Origin of the sequence: Pseudomonas sp. MD330_10 (assembly GCF_042610415.1) — a bacterium.
Taxonomy (GTDB): Bacteria; Pseudomonadota; Gammaproteobacteria; order Pseudomonadales; family Pseudomonadaceae; genus Aquipseudomonas; species Aquipseudomonas rhodesiae.
Genome location: NZ_JBHGZU010000005.1, coordinates 325,513 through 349,553, shown reverse-complemented (window position 1 = coordinate 349,553; position 24,041 = coordinate 325,513). Strand labels below are relative to the sequence as shown.

Annotated in this window: 18 protein-coding genes; 16 read left to right on the top strand and 2 right to left on the bottom strand. The window is 62.4% G+C overall.

Annotated features, from left to right (window positions below; translation table 11 throughout):
- Positions 1-10 precede the first annotated feature (10 nt).
- The gene (locus ACFZPT_RS10900; RefSeq protein WP_034095454.1) at positions 11-445 is read right to left on the bottom strand and encodes a YkgJ family cysteine cluster protein; all 435 of its coding nucleotides are present in this window, start codon (positions 443-445) and stop codon (positions 11-13) included.
- Positions 446-681: 236 nt separating this feature from the next.
- Between ACFZPT_RS10900 and ACFZPT_RS10895 the strand changes: the two genes are divergently transcribed.
- From ACFZPT_RS10895 to ACFZPT_RS10870, 6 genes are all read left to right on the top strand, one after another.
- A complete protein-coding gene (locus ACFZPT_RS10895) occupies positions 682-3,132 on the top strand; it encodes a glycogen/starch/alpha-glucan phosphorylase (RefSeq protein WP_034095455.1) in 2,451 nt (816 codons plus the stop codon).
- A 158-nt stretch (positions 3,133-3,290) separates the two neighbouring features.
- Complete coding sequence (locus tag ACFZPT_RS10890; RefSeq protein ID WP_099313021.1) at positions 3,291-6,848, top strand: DUF2339 domain-containing protein; 3,558 nt, start codon at positions 3,291-3,293, stop codon at positions 6,846-6,848.
- Positions 6,848-8,200, top strand: a complete 1,353-nt coding sequence (locus ACFZPT_RS10885) for a DUF3999 domain-containing protein (protein ID WP_034095707.1) — start codon at positions 6,848-6,850, stop codon at positions 8,198-8,200. The genes ACFZPT_RS10890 and ACFZPT_RS10885 overlap by 1 nt, the downstream gene beginning before the upstream one ends.
- A gap of 97 nt (positions 8,201-8,297) precedes the next feature.
- Positions 8,298-9,308: a class 1 fructose-bisphosphatase gene (locus ACFZPT_RS10880; RefSeq protein ID WP_034095457.1), complete on the top strand. Its 1,011-nt coding sequence runs from the start codon at positions 8,298-8,300 to the stop codon at positions 9,306-9,308.
- A gap of 177 nt (positions 9,309-9,485) precedes the next feature.
- Positions 9,486-9,740: a lipoprotein gene (locus ACFZPT_RS10875; protein WP_034095458.1), complete on the top strand. Its 255-nt coding sequence runs from the start codon at positions 9,486-9,488 to the stop codon at positions 9,738-9,740.
- A gap of 30 nt (positions 9,741-9,770) precedes the next feature.
- Positions 9,771-10,340, top strand: a complete 570-nt coding sequence (locus ACFZPT_RS10870; protein ID WP_034095459.1) for a lipocalin family protein — start codon at positions 9,771-9,773, stop codon at positions 10,338-10,340.
- Between the two features lie 63 nt (positions 10,341-10,403).
- Here the strand turns inward: ACFZPT_RS10870 and ACFZPT_RS10865 are convergent, their stop codons facing one another.
- Positions 10,404-11,768: a formimidoylglutamate deiminase gene (locus ACFZPT_RS10865; RefSeq protein ID WP_099313022.1), complete on the bottom strand. Its 1,365-nt coding sequence runs from the start codon at positions 11,766-11,768 to the stop codon at positions 10,404-10,406.
- Positions 11,769-11,915: 147 nt separating this feature from the next.
- On the opposite strand from ACFZPT_RS10865, the gene hutC reads away from it, so the two are divergent.
- The 10 genes from hutC to hutI all read left to right on the top strand — a co-directional run bounded on the left by hutC (position 11,916) and on the right by hutI (position 24,040).
- Positions 11,916-12,626, top strand: a complete 711-nt coding sequence (hutC, locus tag ACFZPT_RS10860; RefSeq protein ID WP_371263978.1) for a histidine utilization repressor — start codon at positions 11,916-11,918, stop codon at positions 12,624-12,626.
- Positions 12,623-13,183 (top strand): HutD family protein, encoded by a 561-nt coding sequence (locus ACFZPT_RS10855; RefSeq protein ID WP_034095462.1) that lies wholly within the window; start codon positions 12,623-12,625, stop codon positions 13,181-13,183. The genes hutC and ACFZPT_RS10855 overlap by 4 nt, the downstream gene beginning before the upstream one ends.
- A gap of 342 nt (positions 13,184-13,525) precedes the next feature.
- Positions 13,526-15,196: a urocanate hydratase gene (gene hutU, locus ACFZPT_RS10850; RefSeq protein WP_379555182.1), complete on the top strand. Its 1,671-nt coding sequence runs from the start codon at positions 13,526-13,528 to the stop codon at positions 15,194-15,196.
- 80 nt (positions 15,197-15,276) lie between these two features.
- The gene (locus tag ACFZPT_RS10845) at positions 15,277-16,740 is read left to right on the top strand and encodes a cytosine permease (RefSeq protein WP_034111393.1); all 1,464 of its coding nucleotides are present in this window, start codon (positions 15,277-15,279) and stop codon (positions 16,738-16,740) included.
- Between the two features lie 68 nt (positions 16,741-16,808).
- Positions 16,809-17,777 carry an ABC transporter substrate-binding protein gene (locus ACFZPT_RS10840; RefSeq protein ID WP_034095465.1) on the top strand — a complete coding sequence of 323 codons (969 nt, stop codon included), beginning with the start codon at positions 16,809-16,811 and terminating at the stop codon, positions 17,775-17,777.
- Between the two features lie 71 nt (positions 17,778-17,848).
- On the top strand, positions 17,849-18,700 hold the full coding sequence (locus tag ACFZPT_RS10835; RefSeq protein WP_034095466.1) for a proline/glycine betaine ABC transporter permease: 852 nt from the start codon (positions 17,849-17,851) through the stop codon (positions 18,698-18,700).
- A complete protein-coding gene (locus tag ACFZPT_RS10830) occupies positions 18,697-19,521 on the top strand; it encodes a glycine betaine/L-proline ABC transporter ATP-binding protein (protein ID WP_052202157.1) in 825 nt (274 codons plus the stop codon). Before ACFZPT_RS10835 ends, ACFZPT_RS10830 begins: the two co-directional genes overlap by 4 nt.
- A 216-nt stretch (positions 19,522-19,737) precedes the next feature.
- Positions 19,738-21,261, top strand: a complete 1,524-nt coding sequence (gene hutH, locus ACFZPT_RS10825) for a histidine ammonia-lyase (RefSeq protein ID WP_099313023.1) — start codon at positions 19,738-19,740, stop codon at positions 21,259-21,261.
- 25 nt (positions 21,262-21,286) lie between these two features.
- Entirely contained in the window at positions 21,287-22,819 is a 1,533-nt protein-coding gene (gene hutH / locus ACFZPT_RS10820) for a histidine ammonia-lyase (RefSeq protein WP_099313024.1), read from the top strand.
- A 15-nt stretch (positions 22,820-22,834) separates the two neighbouring features.
- Positions 22,835-24,040 (top strand): imidazolonepropionase, encoded by a 1,206-nt coding sequence (gene hutI, locus ACFZPT_RS10815; protein WP_099313025.1) that lies wholly within the window; start codon positions 22,835-22,837, stop codon positions 24,038-24,040.
- Position 24,041 lies beyond the last annotated feature (1 nt).

The window sequence follows — 24,041 nt, the reverse complement described above, 5'->3', positions numbered from 1 at the left end:
AAAACCCCGATCAGAACTTATCGAGGGTCTTGAAGTTAGTCTCGCGCACCACTTCTTTGGGCTTATACGCGCAATACCCCGGCCGCGGCCCGATCTTCGGGTGGTTGCGGCAAGTGTCCGGGCGTTTGTCATAAATAGTGCAGAAGCGGGTTTTACGATCCAGGTACAGGCAGTCGTTGTTGCTCATGCGCTGCAGGGTAAAAATCTCGGATTTGTTGTTGTAGCGCTCGACGATGCCTTCCTTCTGCAACCGCTTGGCGATGTTCTTCGGCGGGTCGCCGCGTTCGAACTCATCGACGATACCAATGCGGATCAGGTCCTTGATCTTCACCTCAACCGGCAGCGTGCAGCAGCTGGACACGCAGCCGCCGCACATATGGCTGGAGTATTTCTGCCAGGTTTCGAGACGGTCGAGTTCCGCGGCGGCGATCAGTTGAGGCTTCATCAGGGTTCCAGGGTGGGGCGGTATCAGGGCGCGCGATCATACCGGGATTGGTGCTTTTTTGAACAATATTTTGCGGTTTTCGGCTAAAAGGCGGCGCGGCGCAGGATCGGGCACGGCCCCTGCATCTAATTCCGGCAACGGTGAATGAGTTAAAAAACTGCCGAACCAGAGCCTCTGCCGTCTGTCAGACCGACTAGGCTCTAGCAACTCCTTCAATCTCGCCCGAGGTCACACCGATGTCTCAGGAACCGCTTGCACGAGAAGCAGAGGTAGCCGCGTTTCGCGATGCTGTCTTGACCAAACTCACCTATGCGGTGGGCAAGGACCCCGATCATGCCTTCGACCACGACTGGTTCGAAGCCATTGCTCTGGCCGCCCGCGACCAAATGGTCGACCACTGGATGGATCACACCCGACGCATCTACCGTAAAGGCCAGAAGCGGGTGTACTACCTCTCCCTTGAATTCCTTATTGGCCGCCTGCTCTACGACAGCCTGAGCAACCTGGGCGTGCTGGAAATCGCCCGCGATGCGCTGGCCGAGCTGGGCGTCGACCTGGAGCGCATTCGTCTGCTGGAGCCCGACGCGGCCCTCGGCAACGGGGGCCTCGGCCGTCTGGCGGCGTGTTTTATGGAAAGCATGTCGACCTTGGGCATTGCCGGCCACGGTTATGGCATCCGCTATGAACACGGCCTGTTCCGCCAGGCCGTTGTCGACGGCTGGCAGCAAGAGCAGACCGAACGCTGGCTGGATTTCGGCAACCCTTGGGAATTCGAACGGGCAGAAGTGATTTACCCGATCGGTTTTGGCGGTAGCGTCGAAACATTGGCGGATGCCTCCGGCAAGATGATCCAGGTCTGGTCGCCCAACGAAACCGTACGCGCCGTGGCCTATGACACGCCGGTGGTCGGCTGGCGCGGCGCAAGCGTCAACACCCTGCGCCTGTGGCGTGCCCGCGCGGTGGAAGACTTGCACCTGGAGCGTTTCAACGCCGGTGACCACTTGGGTGCGGTGGCCGAAGTGGCCCGTGCCGAGAGCATCTCCCGCGTGCTGTACCCGGCCGACAGCACCGAAGCGGGGCAGGAACTGCGCCTGCGTCAGGAGTACTTCTTTGTTTCGGCCTCGCTGCAAGACCTGCTGCGTCGCCACAAGAACATGCACGGTTCGGTCTTGAGCCTGGGCGAACACGCCGCCATCCAGCTCAACGACACGCACCCGTCCATCGCCGTGGCGGAGTTGATGCGTCAATTGGTCGACCTGCACGATATTCCGTGGGAAGCCGCGTGGGACGTGACCGTCGAAACCCTGTCCTACACCAACCACACGTTGCTGCCCGAGGCCCTGGAAACCTGGCCTGTAGGATTGATGGAACGCATGCTGCCCCGGCATATGCAGATCATCTACCTGATCAACGCCCAGCATATCGACTCGCTGCGCGCCAAGGGCATCCACGATTTCGACGTGTTGCGCGCCGTGTCGCTGATCGAAGAAGACAACGGCCGCCGCGTGCGCATGGGCAACCTGGCGTTCCTCGGGTCCCATAGCGTCAACGGCGTGTCCGGCCTGCACACCCAACTGATGCGCAGCACGGTGTTCTCCGAACTGCACAAGCTGTACCCGGAACGTATCAACAATAAAACCAACGGCATCACCTTCCGCCGCTGGCTGTATCAGGCCAACCCCCAGCTCACCCAGATGCTGGTGGACGCTTTGGGTCCTGACATCCTCGACAACATGGAGACGCGCCTGGGCGAGCTGGAAACCTTCGCCGAGAAACAGGCGTTCCGCAAATCCTTCGCCGAGCAGCGTCTGCACAGCAAGCGTGCCCTGGCCGAGATCATCCACGAGCGCCTGGGCATTTCGGTGAACCCGGCGGCGATGTTCGACGTGCAGGTCAAGCGCATCCACGAATACAAACGCCAGTTGCTTAACCTGCTGCACACCGTGGCGCTGTACCAGGCGATCCGTGCCGAGCCGGAAACCGACTGGGTGCCGCGCGTGAAGATCTTCGCCGGCAAGGCTGCGGCGAGTTATCACCAGGCCAAGTTGATCATCAAGTTGACCAACGACATCGCCCGCACCGTCAACAACGACCCGACCGTGCGCGGCCTGCTCAAAGTGGTGTTTTTGCCCAACTACAACGTCAGCCTGGCCGAGAGCATCATCCCGGCGGCGGATTTGTCGGAGCAGATCTCCACGGCAGGCTTCGAAGCCTCGGGCACCAGCAACATGAAGTTCGGTCTCAACGGCGCGTTGACCATCGGCACCATGGACGGCGCCAACGTGGAAATGCACGAGCGCGTGGGCGCCGACCACATGTTTATCTTCGGCCTCAGCGCTCAGCAGGTGGAAGCGCGCAAACACGCCGGTGAATTCCACGCCGGGCCGGACATCGCCGCGTCCCATCGCCTCAACGATGTGCTGCAAGCGATCCGGGGCGGGGTGTTCTCGCCTGACGATCCGGGCCGCTATGTGGGCTTGATCGACGGGCTGATCGATTACGACCGCTTCCTGGTGTGCGCCGACTTCGATTCTTATTGGGAGGCCCAGGCCCGGGTCGAAGCGCATTGGCACGATTCCAAGGCGTGGTGGCGTTCGGCGGTGCTCAATACCGCACGAATGGGGTGGTTCTCGTCGGACCGGACCATCCGCGAATACGCTACCGAGATCTGGAAAGCACTCGACTAAGCAGCGCAGTTTGAAAGTGTGGGAGGGGGCTTGCCCCCGATGGCAGGGTGTCAGTTTGCAGATATGTGGACTGGTACACCGCTATTGGGGGTAAGCCCCCTGCCACATTGGTTGCGCGTCGATATACTGAGCGCCGGTTTGCTTAGGGAATATCGTTCATGCAATGGATTTTCATGCTGATAGGGCTGGTGCTCGGCTGGACGCTCGATGAGTCGTTCTATGATGCGGGCATCGGTGGGCTGTTGGGGTTGGGCATTGGCCAGGCGATCCGCCTGTCGATGCTGTCGTCCCAAGCGGACCAACAGGCTCGTCAGCTGGAGGCCGCGCAAAAAGCCCTGAGCGCCGTCGAGCAGCGTCTGGCGCAGTTGGAAAGACCCGCGCGACAACCTGATCCCACACCTGCGCCGCCGGTATTTGTCGAAACGCCTGTGGCCGAAGCTCCCCAAGCCGCACCGCCACCCAAGGCAGTCGAACTGGTTTGGGAATTACCGCCTGAACTGGCCCCGGTGGCCGTTACCAAGCAAGCCAGCCAACCGTTGCCCGCCGACGTGTGGGCACCGGCTCCAACACCTGCGCCTGCACCGCTCCCCAAAGAACCGGTCGTACCCCGTGGCCCCACCCTGATCGAGCGCGCCCTCGGCGGCGCGCGGAATTGGCTGTTTGGCGGCAATACCGTGCTGCGCGTCGGGGTGGTGCTGTTGTTTCTCGGCCTGGCGTTCCTGTTGCGCTATGCCACCGAAGGCATGGTGGTGCCGATCGAAGTGCGTTACGCCGGTGTGGCGGCGGCGGCCATCGGCCTGCTGGGTTTGGGCTGGTGGTTGCGACTGCGCAACAGCAACTATGGGGTGATGCTGCAAGGCACCGGGATTGCAGTGCTGTACCTCACGGTATTCGCCGCGATGCGCCTGCATCCGCTGATCGATCCGAGTGCGGCGCTGGGCCTGTTGGTGGCGGTGACGGTGTTCTCGGCGATCCTGGCGATTACCCAGGACGCGCTGGGGTTGGCCTGCGCGGCGGCGCTTGGCGGGTTCGCCGCGCCGATTCTGACCTCTACCGGGTCGGGCAATCATGTGGCGCTGTTCAGTTACTTTGCCTTGCTCAACACTGGCATCCTCGCCATCGCCTGGTTCAAGGCCTGGCGCTTGCTCAACCTGATCGGTTTTGTCGGCACCTTCGGCATTGGCTTCGCCTGGGGCTTGCGTTCCTACACCCCGGAATTGCTGTGGAGCACCGAACCGTTTCTGGTGTTGTTCTTCCTGATGTACCTGGCCATCGGCCTGTTGTTCGCGCGCCGCAAATTGCTGCAGATGCGCGACGCGCCGCAAGACGATAGCCGTTGCGCACTGTTGCGCTGGTCGGCGGCCAAAGGTGATTACGTCGATGGCAGTATGCTGTTCGGCCCGCCGCTGGTGGGCTTTGGCTTGCAATTCGCGTTGGTGCAGCACTTGGAATTCGCGGCGGCGTTCAGCGCGTTGGGCCTGGGCATCATCTATATGGGCTTGGCCCGAGTGCTCAGCGGCGGGCGCGCCTTGCTGCTGGCGGAAACCTGTCTGGCCCTCGGTGTGATTTTCGCCAGCCTGGCTATTCCGCTGGGGCTGGACGCACGCTGGACCGCTGCCGCCTGGGCCGTGGAAGGCGCCGGGATCTTCTGGCTGGGCTTGCGCCAGCAGCGGTCATTGGCGCGAGCATTCGGCCTGTTGCTGCAATTGGGTTCGGCGCTGGCGTTCCTCAGCGAATTGCAGCTGGGCGAGCGTACCTTGCTGCAAGGCGCGCCACTGGGCGCACTGCTGCTGGGCGTGGCGTTGCTGTTCAGCTTCGACCAATTGCGCAAAGCCTCGGCCGAGCAGGCCGCAGAATGGGAGCGCAAGGGCCTGCCGCTACTGGCGAGCCTCGGTTTGAGCTGTCTGTACCTGCTGGCACCGTTGTTGTTGCTGACCCAAGGCACCGCGATCAGTTGGGCCATCGCCGGCCTGGCGACCCTATTTGTCGGCCTGCGCATCGGCTCGCGGACTTTCCTGTTTACTGCGTTCGCCGTGCAATTGTTGGGCGGCGCACTGTTCCTGCTGCGCCTGCGAAGCGGTGAAGGCGCTGCGGTGTTCGACGCCGGTTGGAGCGGTTTGCTGACCGCATCATTGATCGGCCTGGCCTTGATCGGCGGCATGTTGCTGGCGGTACGTGACGATACGGTGCGCGGCGATGTGCGGTTGTTGCGTGGGTTGTCGGTGGTGCTGCTCGCCGGCCTGGTATTGATCAACCTCGCGGTGCTGTTTGTGCTGCCTTGGGCCAGCGCCAGCGGCGTGTGGGCGGTCAGTGGCCTGTTGATCATCTGGCTGAGCCTGTACCTGCAACAACGCGTGAGTTTTGTATTTGGGTTGTTGCTGCAACTGATCGGCGGCGGTTCGTTCCTGCTGTCGGTGCCGGCGCTGCTCGGGCCGTTGTCCGGTGAAGATCTGCGGCCCTTGGCCCACAGCGGCTTCTGGACCCCGATGGTGCTGGGCCTGGCCGCGCTGGTCGGCGCTTGGCGCCTGCAACGTCAACCCCATGCGCCCTTGTTTGCTGCCCTGAAGCTGCAACGTCTGTCCGACCTGTTGCTGGTGTGGGGCGCGGCCTGGTGGACCCTGGCGGCGAGCGGCGAAGTGCTGCGGTTTATTCCCGGCGAACTGCAGGGCGCATTCTGGCTGGGAATCGCGGCGCTCAGCGTGGCGATCTGGAGTGTCTGTGCAACGCGCCTGCGCTGGGCTTCCCTGGGCATGCTGTGCACCTTGCTGATGCCGGCGGCGGGTATGGTGTTGCTGGTGTCCGCCCACACCTATTACCACCCAGCGGCGCATTACGGCTGGCTGGCTTGGCTGGCGGTGTTTGCCGTGCATTTCCTCTCGCTGCGGCAGTTGGCGCCAGTGGTGCCGGGCAAGGTGCTGAGCGTCGCCCATGTGCTGGGCTGCTGGATGCTGATCGGCGTGCTGGCCCTGGAGCTGCGTTACGGCCTGTTGAGCCTATCCAGCGAATACAACGCCTGGCGTTGGCTGGGTTGGGCGATTCTGCCGAGCCTGTACCTGGTGCTGGCCGCCGCGCCGCGTCAATGGCCGTGGCCGGTGGCGGCGTATTCACGGGAATATCGTGTGCTGGCCGCGCTGCCGTTGGCGGTGCTGATGCTCGGTTGGTTCTGGCTGGCCAACACGTTCAGCGACGGCACGGCCGAGCCGCTGCCTTACGTACCCTTGCTCAATCCGTTGGACTTGGGCCTGCTGTTCGCCTTGTTGGGTGTGTACCTGTTGTCGCGTAGTGTGGCGCCCCAGCGTGGGCCGCGGGCGCAGTTGATCGCACAGGGTGTGGCGGGGCTGTCGCTGTTTGCGTTCTTCACCGCGCTGGTGATGCGTACTGCGCACCATTGGGGCGGCGTGCCGTTTCATCTGGATGCGCTGCTGGCGTCAATGCTGGTGCAGGCCAGCCTGTCGATCGTGTGGACGCTGATCGCCCTCGGCCTGATGATCGGCGGCCATCTGCGTCACCGTCGTGACGTGTGGCTGATCGGTGCGGCGCTGATTGCAGTGGTGGTCGCCAAGCTGTTCTTTGTCGAATTGAGCAACCGTGGCGGCCTGGCGCGGATCGTGTCGTTTATCGGTGTGGGCGGGTTGTTGCTGGTGGTGGGTTATTTCGCGCCGCTGCCGCCCAAGCGTGCCGAACCTGTGTTGGAAATGGAAGGAGCAAGCTCTTGATCGGTAAGTTGAGTGTGGCCTTGGCCGGCGTGTGTGTGGCGCTGTGTGTGGGGGCCCAGGAGGGCCCGGCTGATTTCACTACGCAGGTGCCGCTGGCAGTCAGCGGCAACGGCCCCTGGTATCGCCTGGAATTGCCCTTGGCCGTGCAACTGAACGCGCGCCAGGCCGATCTTAGCGACGTGCGCGTGTTCAACGCCGCTGGTGAGCTCCAGGCGTATGCGTTGTCGCGCCAGGCCGCCTCAAGCACGGAAAGCCGCTCGGTTACCGACGTGAAGTGGTTCCCGCTGTACGCGGCCGACACCCGCGAAACCTTGCCCGGCGTGGTGATGAAAACCACCACCGAAGGCACCCTGGTGGAAATCAAACCGTCCTCGGTCGCCAAGCCCGGTACGCAGGTGTTGCGTGGCTGGGTGCTGGATGCCAGTGCGATCAAGGCGCCGTTGCAGCAGTTGAACCTCGACTGGAGCCGTGAGCAGGAAGGCTTCCAGCGCTTCACTATCGAAGCCAGCGATGATTTGCAGCACTGGGAATCCTGGGGCGATGGGCAAGTGGCGCGATTGTCGTTCGCCGACGAGCGGGTAGAGCAGCATGACATCAGCCTGCCCGGGCAATCGGCGCGTTACCTGCGCCTGCTGTGGCAGGGCCAGGCCGCGCCACTGCTGACTTCGGCCAAGCTGGTGAGCGCCACCCGCAGCAGCCTGCCGCAGCCGTTGGTGTGGTCGCCGCCGCTGGCGGGCACGCGGCTGGGGGCCGGTGAATACAGCTGGCAACTGCCCACGGGCCTGAGTGCCGAGCGTGTGCGCATCGAATTGTCGCAGCCCAACACCCTGGCGCCGGTGAGTGTGTCGGGGCGCCGTGACAACAAGCAGACCTGGCAACCACTGAGTTCGGGCCTGCTGTACCGCCTGACCCAGAACGGCCAGGATGTTGTGCAGGATGAGTTGGCATTGCCGGGCCAGGTGCTGAACCAGATCCGCTTGCAGGTCGACGAACGCGGCGGCGGCCTGGGCGCCGAAGCGCCGGCCTTGCGCTTTGCGGTGCGCGCCACGCAAGTGGTGTTCCTGGCGCGGGGCGAACCGCCGTTCACCCTGGCGTTGGGCAATGCCACGGTGAAGGCGGCGAACTTGCCGTTGTCCACGCTGATTCCTGACTACAGCGCCGAGCGTCTCAAGTCCCTGGGGCAAGCCAAGGTGGTGGGGGCGGCAGTGGTCAAGGCGCCTGCCGTCACCGTGGCGCCAGAGGAGGGGCGCGACTGGAAGAAACTCGGTTTGTGGGCCGTGCTGCTGCTGGGCGTGGCGGCGCTGGGGGCCATGGCCTACAGTTTGTTGCGCAAACCGCAGGGCCAGCCGTGAACTCTATTGGGGTTAAATCCTCTGATGAGAGGAAATTAGCCCCGACTCGCGCTAAACTGCGCGGGTTTTTAAGCCCCCCCATTCATCGGAGCCTTCCATGTCCCGCGTTACCTTGAGTCGCTATTTGATCGAGCAGACCCGCAGCAACAACACGCCTGCCGATCTGCGCTTCCTTATCGAAGTGGTGGCGCGTGCTTGCAAGGAAATCAGCCACGCCGTGTCCAAAGGCGCACTGGGCGGTGTCCTGGGCAGCATGGGCACTGAAAACGTGCAGGGCGAAGTGCAGAAGAAACTCGACGTGCTGTCCAACGAGATTCTGCTCGAAGCCAACGAATGGGGCGGTCACCTGGCCGGCATGGCGTCCGAAGAAATGGACAACGCCTACCAGATTCCCGGCAAATACCCGAAAGGCGCCTACCTGCTGGTGTTCGACCCACTGGACGGCTCGTCCAACATCGACATCAACGCGCCGGTTGGCACCATCTTCTCGGTGCTGCGTTGCCCGAACGAATACCTGAGCCAGAACGAAGCGCTGAACGAAAAGGCCTTCCTGCAGCCAGGCACCGAGCAGGTCGCCGCCGGTTACGCGATCTACGGTCCACAGACCATGCTGGTACTGACCCTGGGCGATGGCGTCAAAGGCTTCACCCTGGACCGCGAAATGGGCAGCTTCGTGTTGACCCACGAGGACATCTCGATCCCTGCGTCCACCCAGGAATTTGCGATCAACATGTCCAACCAGCGCCACTGGGAAGCCCCGGTACAGCGCTACGTCAGCGAGTTGATGGAAGGCGAAGAAGGCCCGTTGAAGAAGAACTTCAACATGCGCTGGGTCGCGGCGATGGTGGCCGACGTGCACCGTATCCTCACCCGTGGCGGTCTGTTCATGTACCCACGCGACAGCCGCGAGCCGTCCAAGCCGGGCAAACTGCGCCTGATGTACGAAGCCAACCCGATGTCGTTCCTGGTCGAGCAGGCGGGCGGTGCGTCTACCGACGGCCACCAGCGCATTCTCGACATCCAACCCGAGGGCCTGCACCAGCGTGTGGCGGTGTTCCTGGGTTCGAAGGAAGAGGTTGAGCGCGTAACGGCCTACCACAAGCAGTGACCTGCTGCGACCGGTAACCGGTGTGGTTGTGAGCCGGTTCACCCTTAAAGAAGCCCCGAAACGTTTCAGCGTTTTCGGGGCTTTTTTTGTTTTCGTCCGTCGGGAACCAGACACCTCTTTTCCCTTCTAAGCTTCTGGCAGATACCCAAGCCGCTTCGCCCCTCCAGGAGTTTCCCCATGTCGTTACGCCGTCTCGCCCTGCTGACTTTTTGTGTTGTGTTGGCCGCTTGCAGCAAGGTCAACCAAGAGAACTACGCAAAGCTGTCGGCCGGGATGCCAAAGGCCGAGGTGGAGTCGCTATTGGGTAAGCCAACGGATTGTTCCGGCGCACTGGGCATGTCCAGCTGCACCTGGGGCGATAAAAACAGCTTTATCAGCGTTCAATATGCCGGTGACAAGGTTCTGATGTTTTCCGGGCAAGGCCTGAAGTAAACCGGGGCGAGAGCCTACGGGAGAAGAAGAATGATGCGTTTTGTTTTGTTTCTTTGTGCCAGCCTGTTTTTGGCGGGCTGCGCCAGTCATTCTGGCGATGATCTGCAACCCAAGACCGCGAGCAACGTCAATCTGCATCGCTACCAGGGCACCTGGTATGAGCTGGCTCGCTTGCCGATGTACTTCCAGCGCAACTGCGCACAATCCGAAGCCCGCTACACCTTGCTGCCTGATGGCGACATGTCGGTGTTCAACCGTTGCCTGACCAACGAGTGGAAGTGGGAAGAAGCCCGAGGCACGGCCACGCCGCAAGTGCCGGGCAAGACCGATAAGCTTTGGGTCGAATTCAATAACTGGTTCACCGCGCTGTTACCGGGCGTCGCCAAGGGCGATTACTGGGTGTTGTACGTCAGCGATGACTACAAGACCGCCATCGTCGGCAGCCCAAGCCGTCGCTATATGTGGATTCTCTCGCGCACGCCGACGGTGAATGCCGACACTCGCGAAGACCTGCTGAGCAGGGCGCGTCAGCAAGGGTACGACACCACCCGATTGATCTGGCGTACGCCGGACAAGCAGATGGCCAAGAGTTCGCAGTAACCCTGGATCGCCACAAAATGTGGGAGGGGTAAGCCCTCTCCCACATTGGTTATGGGCTACCGGTTAGCCCAACAAATCCTTCAGGACTTGCGTGAATGCACGGCGGCTATCTTCCTCCCCGGCATGCCGCCCATCGCGCACCACCCACTGGCCGTTGACCAGCACATCGCGCACCTGGCGATCACCGCCGGCAAATAACCAGCGATTGAGAATGCCATCCTCTGTGGCGGTTGCCAGGTACGGATCATTGCCGTCCAGCACGATCCAGTCCGCGCGTTTACCCACTTCCAACCGGCCTATCGGCTGTCCCAGCGCCTGGGCGCCACCGTCCAGTGCCGCATCGAATAAAGTGCGCCCAACCATCGGCTGATCGCTGCGATACAAGCGGTTGCGTCGCTGATCTCGTAGGCGCTGGCCGTATTCCAGCCAACGCAGCTCTTCGACCACACTCAACGACACATGGCTGTCGGAGCCAATCCCCAGGCGCCCGCCCTGTGCAAGAAAATCCACCGCCGGGAAAATCCCATCGCCCAGGTTCGCTTCGGTGGTCAGGCACAGGCCGGCAATCGCGCGGCTCTTGGCCATGCGTTTAACTTCATCCGCGTTGGCGTGAGTGGCGTGCACCAGGCACCAGCGCTCATCGACTTCAACATGGTCATACAGCCATTGCAGCGGGCGCTTGCCGCTCCAGGCCAGGCAGTCGTCGACTTCCTTCTGTTGCTCGGCGATGTGGATATGCACCGGGCATGCCTTGTCGCTGGCGGCCAGAACTTCATTGATCTGTTGTGGCGTGACGGCGCGCAAGGAGTGCAAGCACAAGCCCAAATGCTGCGCCGATTGTGCCGTCAGGATCGGTTGCAGTCGCGCTTGCAGATCCAGGTAGTTTTCCGTGCTGTTGATAAAGCGCCGCTGCCCGTCATTCGGCGCCTGGCCGCCAAACCCGGAATGGCTGTAGAGCACCGGTAGCAAGGTCAAGCCGATGCCGCTGGCGGCGGCCGCCTGGCTGATTTGTCGCGACAGTTCCGCGGGGTCGGCATAGGGCTGGCCCTGGGTGTCGTGATGCACGTAGTGAAACTCGGCGACTGAGGTGTAACCCGCTTTGAGCATTTCGATATACAGCTGACGTGCGATCACCTGGAGTTGCTCCGGGTTGATCCTGCCGACCATGCGGTACATCAGGTCGCGCCAGGTCCAGAAACTGTCGTTCGGGTTGCCGGCCACTTCCGCCAGGCCCGCCATGGCGCGTTGGAACGCGTGGGAATGCAGGTTGGGCATACCCGCCAACACCGGGCCTCTTAGCCGTTCGGCATGGTCTGCACTGGCATTGGACTCAACATGGGTCAACAGGCCGTCGGCGCTGACCTCAAGACGTACATTGTTGGCCCATCCACTAGGCAGCAGCGCGCGTTCGGCGAAGAAAGCGGACATGATTAGAGCACTCCGGTTGTGTGTTTATTTGTATATACATATACAGACGTTTGCCTGCTCGGTAAACTCCGGCAATCTATGCATCTTTTCCTACTGCAAGGATCCCCCGTGCCGACTCCGCCCGCCAACTCTTCGCTGGCTGCCCACATGGACGAAAGTCCGGCGCCCTTGTATGCCCGCGTCAAACACATGATCAGCCAGCAAATCCTCAACGGTAACTGGCCGCCTCACTATCGCGTGCCATCGGAGAGCGAGCTGGTCAGCCAATTGGGCTTCAGCCGCATGACCATCAACCGCGCCCTGCGCGAGCTGACCGCCGAAGGTCTGTTGGTGCGCATGCAGGGCGTCGGCACCTTCGTCGCCGAGCCGAAAAGCCAGTCGGCGCTGTTCGAAGTGCACAACATCGCCGATGAAATCGCCTCCCGTGGCCACCGGCATACCTGTCAGGTCATCACCCTAGGCGAGGAGGCCGCCGGTTCCGAGCGCGCCGTCGCCCTGGAAATGCGCGAAGGCGGGCGGGTGTTTCATTCGTTGATCGTGCATTACGAAAACGACATACCCGTGCAAATCGAAGACCGTTTCGTCAACGCCCTGGTCGCACCGCAATACCTTCAACAGGATTTCACCCTGCAAACCCCTTACGCGTACCTCAACCAGGTAGCGCCGCTGACCGAAGGCGAGCATGTGGTGGAAGCCATTCTTGCCGACGCTTCTGAATGCCAGCTGCTGCAGATTGAGCCCAGCGAGCCGTGCCTGTTGATTCGTCGTCGCACTTGGTCAGGCCGCCAACCGGTGACCGCCGCACGCTTAATCCACCCCGGTTCCCGTCACAGCCTGGAAGGACGTTTCAGCAAATGAGTGCAGTAAAAGTCTGGCGCGCCACCGAATACGTGCGCATGCCGTGGAAGAACGGCGGCGGCAGCACCGAAGAAATCGCCCGCGATGCTGGCGAGGGCTTGGAAGGCTTCGGCTGGCGCCTGTCGATTGCCGATATCGGCGAGTCGGGCGGGTTTTCCACCTTTGCCGGTTACCAGCGTGTGATCACCGTGATCAAAGGCGCAGGCATGGTGCTGACAGTGGATGGTGAGGAGCAGCGCGGGTTGTTACCGTTGCAACCGTTCGCCTTCAAGGGCGACAGCCAGGTTTCATGCCGCTTGATTACCGGGCCGATCCGCGACTTCAACCTGATCTACTCGCCCCAGCGTTACCATGCACGGTTGCAGTGGGTGGATGGTGTGCAGCACTTCTTTAGTACTGCGCAAACCGTGCTGGTGTTCAGTGTTGCGGATGAAGTGAAGGTGCTGGACCAGGTGTTGGGCCATCACGACTGCCTGCAAGTGGACGGTAACAGCGGCCTGCTGGATATTTCCGTCACGGGTCGCTGCTGCATCATCGAACTGACCCCGCGCGGTTAAACATGTGGGAGGGGGCAAGCCCCTCCCATATTTGTTTCTCACTGTTCTTGCTATCTGTTTCCAGGCCTCGCACCAATTTGTTACCGAACGCCCCAGCGTGGCGCAAAACCCCGCTGTCGTGCCTCACCTCCCGCGCAATAAAACGTCTTCGTAAGAAATTTCATCATCCCTTGAAGCCTTAATTTCCAAGGCTCTCGCGCGCTTTCAAAAAATAACCAAACACCTCGCTCGGAAAGTTGGCCGCTTGATTGCATATGCTTGTATGTACAAGTAAATATGTGTGCGTAAGACCCTGCTTTGCACCATCCCTGTTCGCGCATCGATCGCCGAGGAGTTTGAGTTGTGACCAAGCCTACAAAATACCGTGACGTTGAAATCCGCGCCGCCCGCGGTAACAAGCTCACCGCCAAAAGCTGGCTGACCGAAGCGCCGCTGCGCATGCTGATGAACAACCTCGACCCGCAAGTGGCCGAGAACCCGAAAGAGCTGGTGGTGTACGGCGGTATCGGCCGTGCCGCGCGCAACTGGGAGTGCTACGACCAGATCGTCGAGAGCCTTACCCACCTGAACGACGACGAGACCCTGCTGGTGCAATCCGGCAAGCCGGTCGGCGTGTTCAAGACCCATAGCAACGCCCCGCGCGTGCTGATCGCCAACTCCAACCTGGTGCCGCACTGGGCCAGTTGGGAACACTTCAACGAGTTGGATGCCAAGGGCCTGGCCATGTACGGTCAGATGACCGCCGGCAGCTGGATCTATATCGGCAGCCAGGGCATCGTCCAGGGCACGTACGAAACCTTCGTCGAGGCCGGTCGCCAGCATTACGACAGCAATCTCAAAGACCGTTGGGTGCTCACTGCCGGTCTCGGCGGCATGGGCGGCGCGCAGCCGCTGGCCGCGACCCTGGCCGGTGCTTGCTCGCTGAACATCGAGTGCCAGCAGGTCAGCATCGATTTCCGCCTGAACAGCCGTTACGTCGACGAGCAAGCCACCGACCTCGACGACGCGCTGGCCCGCATCGCCAAGTACACCCAGGAAGGCAAGGCCATCTCCATCGCGCTGCTGGGTAACGCAGCGGAAATCCTGCCGGAACTGGTCAAGCGCGGCGTGCGCCCGGACATGGTCACCGACCAGACCAGCGCCCACGACCCGCTCAATGGCTACTTGCCTGCTGGCTGGACCTGGGACGAGTACCGCGCCCGCGCCAAGACCGAACCCGCCGCCGTGATCAAAGCCGCCAAGCAGTCGATGGCCGTGCATGTCAAAGCCATGCTGGAATTCCAGAAGCAAGGCATCCCAACCTTCGACTACGGCAACAACATCCGTCAGATGGCCCAGGAAGAGGGCGTCGAAAACGCGTTCGACTTCCCAGGTTTCGTACCGGCCTACATCCGCCCGCTGTTCTGCCGTGGCATTGGCCCATTCCGCTGGGCGGCGCTGTCGGGCGACCCGCAGGACATCTACAAAACCGACGCCAAAGTCAAAGAGCTGATCCCCGACGACGCGCACCTGCACAACTGGCTGGACATGGCCCGCGAGCGCATCAGTTTTCAGGGCCTGCCGGCGCGTATCTGCTGGGTCGGCCTGGGCCAGCGCGCCAAGCTCGGCCTGGCGTTCAACGAAATGGTGCGCAGCGGTGAGCTGTCGGCACCGGTGGTAATCGGTCGCGACCACCTGGACTCCGGCTCGGTGGCCAGCCCGAACCGTGAAACCGAATCCATGCAGGACGGCTCCGACGCTGTGTCTGACTGGCCGCTGCTTAACGCCTTGCTCAACACCGCCAGCGGCGCCACCTGGGTTTCGCTGCACCACGGCGGCGGCGTCGGCATGGGCTTCTCCCAGCACTCGGGCATGGTGATCGTTTGCGACGGCACCGACGAAGCGGCCGAGCGCATCGCCCGCGTGCTGCACAACGACCCGGCCACCGGGGTGATGCGCCACGCGGACGCCGGTTACCAGATTGCTATCGATTGCGCCAAAGAGCAGGGCCTCAATCTCCCGATGATCAAGTAACCCAATGTGGGAGGGGCCAAGCCCTCTCCCACCGTTGATCGGCAGCGAACCCAAGACAATCCATCAGAGGTTGAAAGTAAATGGCTGACACGCGTGCAACCACCCCGTTGATCGAAAAGCGTTCGATCGATTACATCCCGGAAGCGGAAAGACACGGTCGTCTCTTGAGCCAGTTCACCTTGTGGATGGGCGCCAACCTGCAGATCACCGCCATCGTCACCGGGGCCCTGGCCGTGGTGTTGGGCGGTGATGTGTTCTGGTCGTTGATCGGTCTGTTGATCGGCCAACTGCTGGGCGGTGGCGTGATGGCGTTGCACGCGGCGCAAGGCCCCAAGCTGGGGCTGCCGCAGATGATCTCCAGCCGGGTGCAGTTCGGTGTCTACGGCGCGGCCATTCCGATCGTGCTGGTGTGCCTGATGTACCTGGGCTTCACCGCCACCGGCACGGTGCTGTCCGGGCAGGCGCTGGGCCAGCTGTTCGGGGTCAGCGACAGCGTCGGCATTCTGATCTTCGCCAGCGTCATTGTGCTGGTCACTGTGCTCGGCTACCGCGTGATCCACTTTATTGGGCGAGTGGCCAGTGTCATGGGGGTGATCGCCTTCGTGTACCTGTTCAGCCGTTTGATGAGCCAGACCGACGTGGGCGCGCTTCTGCAGATTCGCCACTTCAGCTGGAGCAGCTTCTTGCTCGCGGTGTCCCTGGCCGCGTCCTGGCAGATCGCGTTCGGCCCGTACGTGGCGGACTATTCGCGCTACTTGCCAAGCCGGACGTCGTCGGTGAAGACCTTCTTTGCCGCCGGTGCCGGTTCGGTGATCGGCGCCCAGGTGGCAATGGTTCTGGGCGTGTTCGCTGCTGCGTCGGCCAACGGTCAGTTCGCCGGCCATGAAGTGGCCTATATCGTCGGCCTGAGCGGCACCGGCGCCACGGCGGCGCTGCTGTACTTCAGCATCGCGTTCGGCAAGGTGACCATCTCCACCTTGAACTCCTACGGCAGCTTTATGTGCATCGCCACCATCATCAGCGGCTTTCGCGGCCACCTGCGGGTTACGCACTGGCAGCGCCTGGCCTTTGTGCTGGCGATTGTCGGCGCGGCGACCTTGATCGCCTTGCTCGGCCAGCACTCGTTCCTGGGGGCGTTCAAGTCATTCATCCTGTTCCTGCTGGCATTCTTCACGCCCTGGAGCGCAGTGAATCTGGTGGACTACTACTGCATCACCCGTGAGCGCTATGACGTGCCGGCCTTGGCGGACCCGAATGGCCGTTACGGTCGCTGGAACCTGTTGGGGATCAGCGTCTATGTGTTCGGTGTGTTGGTGCAACTGCCGTTTATCTCCACCAAGTTCTACACCGGCCCGCTGGTGGATGTGCTCGGTGGCGTGGATATTTCTTGGATCATCGGCCTGGTCGTGCCGGGCGCGCTGTACTACCTGTGCGCGAAAAAATGGCACGCCGCCGTGCCCGATCACCTGATTCTGCCGCCTGAGCAGAGCAGCGTTGTACAACCTAAAACAAGCGGGACCGGTCGCGCTGCGGCGCAGGCCTGACTGGACGTGGACAGGGCTGGATGCCTCTTGACTGCCGTAAGCCCATTCATGATTAGGAGCGTCACACAATGAAATCGAACAAGACCCTGCTGACCACCGTGCTTTCCCTGGGCCTGCTGGCCAGCGCCGGCGCCACCCAGGCGGCCGGTTGGTGCGAGTCCGGCAAACCGGTGAAATTCGCCGGCCTGAACTGGGAAAGCGGCATGTTGCTAACCGATATCCTGCAAACCGTGCTGGAAAAAGGCTACGACTGCAAAACCGATAGCCTGCCGGGTAACTCCATCACCATGGAAAATGCCCTGAGCAGCAACGATATCCAGGTGTTCGCCGAAGAGTGGGTCGGCCGCAGCGAAGTGTGGAACAAGGCCGAGAAGGCCGGCAAAGTGGTTGGCGTCGGTGCTCCGGTGGTGGGGGCTGTCGAAGGCTGGTACGTGCCGCGCTATGTGGTCGAAGGCGACGCCAAGCGCAAGCTGGAAGCCAAGGCGCCGGGCCTGAAAAACATCGCTGACCTGGGCCAGTACGCCGCCGTGTTCAAGGACCCGGAAGAGCCGTCCAAAGGCCGTTTCTACAACTGCCCGGCCGGTTGGACCTGCGAGCTGGACAACAGCGAAATGCTCAAGAGCTACGGCCTGGAAAGTTCCTACACCAACTTCCGCCCAGGCACCGGCCCGGCGTTGGACGCGGCAGTGCTGTCGAGCTACAAGCGCGGCGAGCCGATCCTGTTCTACTACTGGTCGCCGACGCCGCTGATGGGCCAGGTCGACCTGGTGAAACTGGAAGAAAAACCCGGTGTGGATAAGAGCGTGAGTATCAAGGTGGGCCTGTCCAAGACCTTCCACGAGCAAGCGCCGGAACTGGTGGCCGTGCTGGAAAAGGTCAACCTGCCGATCGACCTGCTGAACCAGAACCTGGGCCGCATGGCCAAGGAGCGCATCGAGTCGCCGAAACTGGCGAAAATCTTCCTCAAGGAACACCCTGAAGTCTGGCACGCCTGGGTGAGCGACGAGGCTGCCAAGAAAATCGACGCGGCCTTGTAGGTCGAGCGTGCCCGGCTACCCTGAGAGGCAGCCGGGCGCCTGGCCACACCCCACTGGATCGAGAGCACGCTATGTTTCCTGAGAGTTTTACCTTTTCCATCGCCGACTGGGTCAACGGTTGGGTGGATTCACTGGTCACCAATTACGGCGATGTGTTCCGGCACATCTCCGACACTCTGCTATGGGCCATCGTCAACCTGGAGGGCCTGCTACGCGCCGCGCCCTGGTGGTTGATGCTGGCCATCGTCGGCGCCGTTGCCTGGCACGCCACCCGTAAAGTGCTGACCACGGCGGTGATCGTTGGGTTGTTGTTCCTGGTAGGCGCCGTCGGCCTATGGGACAAACTGATGCAGACCCTGGCGCTGATGCTGGTCGCCACGGTGATCTCGGTGTTGATCGGCATTCCGCTGGGCATCTTGTCGGCACGTAGCAATCGCCTGCGTTCGGTGCTGATGCCGTTGCTGGACATCATGCAAACCATGCCCAGCTTCGTGTACCTGATCCCGGTGCTGATGCTGTTCGGCCTGGGCAAAGTGCCGGCGATTTTCGCCACGGTGATCTACGCCGCGCCGCCGCTGATTCGCCTAACGGACCTGGGCATTCGCCAGGTCGACGGCGAAGTCATGGAAGCCATCAACGCCTTCGGCGCCAACCGCTGGCAGCAACTGTTCGGCGTGCAACTGCCGCTGGCGCTGCCGAGCATCATGGCCGGTATCAACCAGACCACCATGATGGCGTTGTCGATGGTGGTGATCGCCTCGATGATCGGCGCCCGTGGCCTGGGTGAAGATGTATTGGTCGGCATCCAGACCCTCAACGTCGGCCGTGGCCTCGAAGCCGGGCTGGCAATCGTGATTCTCGCGGTGGTCATCGACCGCATCACCCAGGCCTACGGTCGTCCACGGCATGAGGCGAGCAAATGACTACTGTCAGCAAAATCGAAGTAAAAAACGTCTTCAAGATTTTCGGCAATCGCGCCAAGGACGCGCTCTCGCTGATCGGCCAGGGCAAGACCAAGGACCAGGTGCTGGCCGAGACCGGCTGCGTGGTCGGCGTCAACGACCTGTCCCTGAGCATCGGCACCGGCGAAATTTTTGTGATCATGGGCCTGTCCGGTTCGGGCAAGTCGACCCTGGTGCGCCACTTCAACCGCCTGATCGACCCCACCAGCGGCGCGATCCTGGTGGACGGCGAAGACATCCTGCAACTGGACATGGAAGCCCTGCGCCAATTCCGTCGCCACAAGATCAGCATGGTGTTCCAGAGCTTCGGCCTGCTGCCTCACAAAAACGTGCTCGACAACGTCGCCTACGGCCTCAAGGTGCGCGGTGAAAGCAAGCAGGTGTGCGCCGAGCGCGCGCTGCACTGGATCGACACCGTGGGCCTGAAGGGCTACGAAAACAAATACCCGCACCAGCTCTCCGGCGGCATGCGCCAACGGGTGGGCCTGGCCCGTGCCCTGGCGGCCGACACCGACATCATCCTGATGGACGAAGCCTTCAGCGCCCTCGACCCGCTGATCCGCGCCGAGATGCAGGACCAGTTGCTGGAGCTGCAGAAGACCCTGCACAAGACCATCGTGTTTATCACCCACGACCTCGACGAAGCCGTGCGCATCGGCAACCGCATCGCGATTCTCAAGGACGGCAAGCTGATCCAGGTCGGCACCCCCCGCGAGATCCTGCATTCGCCGGCGGATGAGTATGTAGATAGGTTCGTTCAGCGGCGGGCGGCGGTAGTCTGACCCAGATCCTGTGGTGAGGCTGCTGGCCTTATCGGGAGCAAGCTCCCTCCCACATTTGATCGGGTTCACACTGCCCCAATGTGGGAGGGGGCTTTCCCCGATGAGGCCGGAGCAAGCTCCCTCCCACATTTGATCGGGTTCACACTGCCTCAATGTGGGAGGGGGCTTGCCCCCGATGAGGCCGGCAAAGCTGTAGAGAATATGAAGAGGTCAACAATGTCCCAGGCACCAAAAATCACCATCGCCGACACGCCATTGCGCTGGCAGGACGTGGTCGCCGTGGCCCGTCATGGCGCGCGGCTCGAACTGTCGACCCAGGCCTGGGCGCGGATCGATAACGCCCAGGCCATCGTGCAGCGCATCGTCAGCAGCGGTGAGCGCGCCTACGGTGTGAACACCGGGCTGGGGGCGCTGTGCAATGTATCGCTGCAAGGCGAGCAACTCAGCCAATTGTCGCGCAATACCTTGCTTAGCCATGCCTGCGGCGTCGGCCCGGTGCTGAGCGACGAACAGACCCGCGCGATCATCTGCGCGGCCCTCGTCAACTACAGCCACGGCCATTCCGGCCTGCACCCTCAAGTGGTGCGGGCACTGCTGGCGCTACTCAACCATGGCATCACCCCGCAAGTGCCGTCCCAGGGTTCGGTGGGTTACCTGACCCACATGGCCCACGTCGGCGTGGCGTTGCTGGGTGTCGGCAATGTGAGCTATCGCGGCGGCATTGTCTCGGCGCAGCAAGCCTTGCAGGCCGAAGGCTTGCAGCCCGTTGAGCTTGGCGCCAAGGACGGTCTGTGCCTGGTCAACGGCACGCCATGCATGACCGGCCTGAGCTGCCTGGCCCTGGCCGATGCCCATCATCTGCTGCAGTGGGCCGACGTGATCGGCGCCATGAGCTTCGAGGCCCAGCGCGGTCAGCTCGACGCGTTCGACGCAACCATTATCGCCCTCAAGCCCCACCCCGGCATGCAGTTGGTGGGCGCCAACCTGCGCGCGTTGCTCGACGGCAGCGAGGTGATCGCCGCCAGCCAGGGCATACGCACCCAAGATGCCCTGAGCTTGCGCTCGATCCCGCAAATCCATGGCGCGACGCGTGACCAGGTGGCGCACGCCACCCAGCAGATCGAGACCGAACTCAACAGCGTCACCGATAACCCACTGGTGCTCGGCACGCCGGACAACTACCGCGTGGTGTCCCAGGCCAACCCTCACGGGCAGTCGGTCGCGCTGGCGGCGGATATGCTCGCCATCGCCATGGCCGAAATCGGCTCGGTGGCCGAGCGCCGCCTGGATCGCTTGATCAACCCCCATGTCAGTGGCCTGCCGGCGTTTCTGGTAAGCAACCCCGGGGTCAACTCCGGCATGATGATCGTGCAGTACGTCGCCGCGTCGTTGTGTGGGCAGAATCGCCAACTGGCGCACCCGGCGGCGCTCGACAATTTCGTCACCTCGGGCCTGCAGGAAGACCACCTCAGCATGGGCACCAATGCCGCGCTCAAGCTGCACCAGGTGTTGGCCAACGTGACTCAGATCCTCGCCATCGAGTACTTACTGGCGGCCCAGGCTTTTGAATTTCTAAAAACGCAGCGCTTCGGCGCCGGCACCGAGCGTGCCTGGCGTTTGCTGCGCGAACAGATCCCGCCCTATGAGCAGGACCGCTGGCTGGCGCCGGAGATTGCGACCGCCGCCGCACTGCTCAAGGACAGCGCTTTGCTGCATCAAGCATTTCCCCATTTGCACTGAACAATAATTCCAAAGGAGCATCACTGTGACTGCGCTAAACCTGATTCCGGGCCAACTGAGCCTCGCCCAACTGCGGGCTATCTACCAGCAGCCGGTAACCCTCAGCCTGGATGCCAGCGCATCGGCGCAGATCGACGCCAGCGTGGCTTGTGTCGAGCAAATCCTCGCCGAAAACCGCACCGCCTACGGCATCAACACCGGCTTCGGCCTGCTGGCCTCCACGCGCATCGCCAGCGAAGACCTGGAAAACCTCCAACGCTCCCTGGTGTTGTCCCACGCCGCCGGTGTCGGCGAGCCGATCAGCGACGCACTGGTGCGACTGGTGATGGTGCTCAAGGTCAACAGCCTCAGCCGTGGTTTCTCCGGCATCCGTCGCGTGGTGATCGATGCACTGATCGCGCTGATCAACGCCGAGGTCTACCCGCATATTCCGTTGAAAGGTTCCGTGGGCGCGTCCGGTGACTTGGCGCCCCTGGCCCACATGTCCCTGGTGCTGCTCGGCGAAGGCAAGGCGCGCTACAAAGGCGAATGGCTTGAAGCAAAAGACGCGCTCAAGGTCGCTGGCCTTGCGCCGCTGACCCTGGCGGCGAAGGAAGGCCTGGCGCTGCTTAACGGCACCCAAGTGTCCACCGCCTATGCCTTGCGCGGCCTGTTCGAAGGTGAAGACCTGTTCGCCGGTGCCTTGGCGTGCGGCGGTCTGACCGTGGAAGCGGTGCTGGGCTCGCGCTCGCCGTTCGATGCGCGCATCCATGCGGCTCGCGGTCAGCGTGGGCAGATCGATGCGGCGGCGGCCTACCGTGATCTGCTGGGCGAAAGCAGCCAGGTGTCGCAGTCGCACCAGAACTGCGACAAGGTGCAGGATCCGTATTCCCTGCGTTGCCAGCCACAAGTCATGGGCGCTTGCTTGACCCAGTTGCGCCAGGCTGCCGAGGTGCTGGTGGTGGAAGCCAACGCCGTATCGGATAACCCACTGGTCTTTGCCGCCGGGGGTGATGTGATCTCCGGCGGTAACTTCCATGCCGAACCGGTGGCCATGGCCGCCGACAACATGGCGCTGGCCATCGCCGAAATCGGTTCACTCAGTGAGCGACGTATCTCGCTGATGATGGACAAGCACATGTCCCAGTTGCCGCCGTTCCTGGTGGGCAATGGCGGGGTCAACTCCGGTTTCATGATCGCCCAGGTCACCGCCGCCGCATTGGCCAGCGAGAACAAGGCGCTGGCCCATCCCCATAGCGTCGACAGCCTGCCGACCTCGGCCAACCAGGAAGACCACGTGTCGATGGCTCCGGCGGCCGGCAAGCGTCTGTGGGAAATGGCCGAAAACACCCGTGGCATCCTTGCCGTGGAATGGCTGGCGGCGTGCCAGGGCCTGGATCTGCGCGAAGGCTTGAAAACCTCCCCCAAACTGGAAAAGGCCCGGGGCATCCTCCGCAGCCAAGTGGCGTTTTACGACAAGGATCGCTTCTTCGCCCCGGACATCCTCGCCGCCAGCGAACTGCTCGCCAGCCGCTGCCTGAATGAGCTGGTCGCGGGCCAGTTGCTGCCGAGCCTGTAACCCAAGGAGTGTCGGATGAAAACCCTTTGGCAACACTGCCACGTCGCAACCATGGCCCAGGGCAAGTACTCGATCATCGAGGATGCGGCCATGGTCACCGCCGGTTCGCTGATCGAGTGGATCGGCCCGCGCAGCCAGGCGCCCAGCGCGGATTACGCCCAGGTCCACGACCTGCAAGGCGCGTGGGTGACCCCAGGGCTGATCGATTGCCATACCCACACGGTGTTCGGTGGCAATCGCAGCGGTGAGTTCGAGCAACGCCTTGAAGGCGTGAGCTATGCCGAGATCGCGGCGCAGGGCGGTGGGATTGCCAGCACCGTACGCGCCACCCGCGCCGCCAGTGAAGATGAACTGTTCGCCAGCGCCCATAAGCGCCTGCGCAGTTTGTTGCGTGACGGCGTGACCACGGTGGAAATCAAATCCGGCTACGGCCTCGATTTGGCCAGCGAGCGCAAATTGCTGCGGGTGATTCGCCGTCTCGGTGAGGCGCTGCCGGTCAGCGTGCGCGCCACTTGCCTGGCCGCCCATGCCTTGCCGCCGGAGTACAAGGACCGCGCCGACGACTACATTGAGCATATCTGCCAGGAGATGCTGCCGGCCCTGGCGGCCGAAGGCCTGGTGGATGCGGTGGATGCGTTTTGCGAATACCTGGCGTTTTCCCCGGCACAAGTGGCGCGAGTGTTTGACGTCGCGCAGCAACTCGGCCTGCCGGTGAAGCTGCACGCCGAACAGTTGTCCTCGTTGCACGGCTCCAGCCTGGCGGCGTGTTACCAAGCGTTGTCCGCCGATCACCTGGAATTCATGACCGAAGAAGACGCCATCGCTATGGCCGCCGCCGGCACCGTCGCGGTACTGCTGCCGGGGGCGTTCTACTTTCTACGCGAAACCCAGTTGCCGCCTATGGAGGCCCTGCGCAAGCACGGTGTGAAAATCGCCATCGCCAGCGACCTCAACCCCGGCACCTCGCCGGCGCTGTCTGTGCGCCTGATGCTGAACATGGCCTGCACCTTGTTCCGCATGACCCCGGAAGAAGCCCTGGCCGGCGCTACCCAACATGCGGCCAGCGCGCTGGGCATGGGCGACACACATGGTTCGCTGGAAGTGGGCAAGGTCGCGGATTTTGTCGCCTGGCAGATCGATCGTCCGGCCGACCTGGCTTACTGGCTGGGCGGCGAACTGGATAAACGCGTCGTGCGCCATGGCGTCGATGTCAACGTTTAAG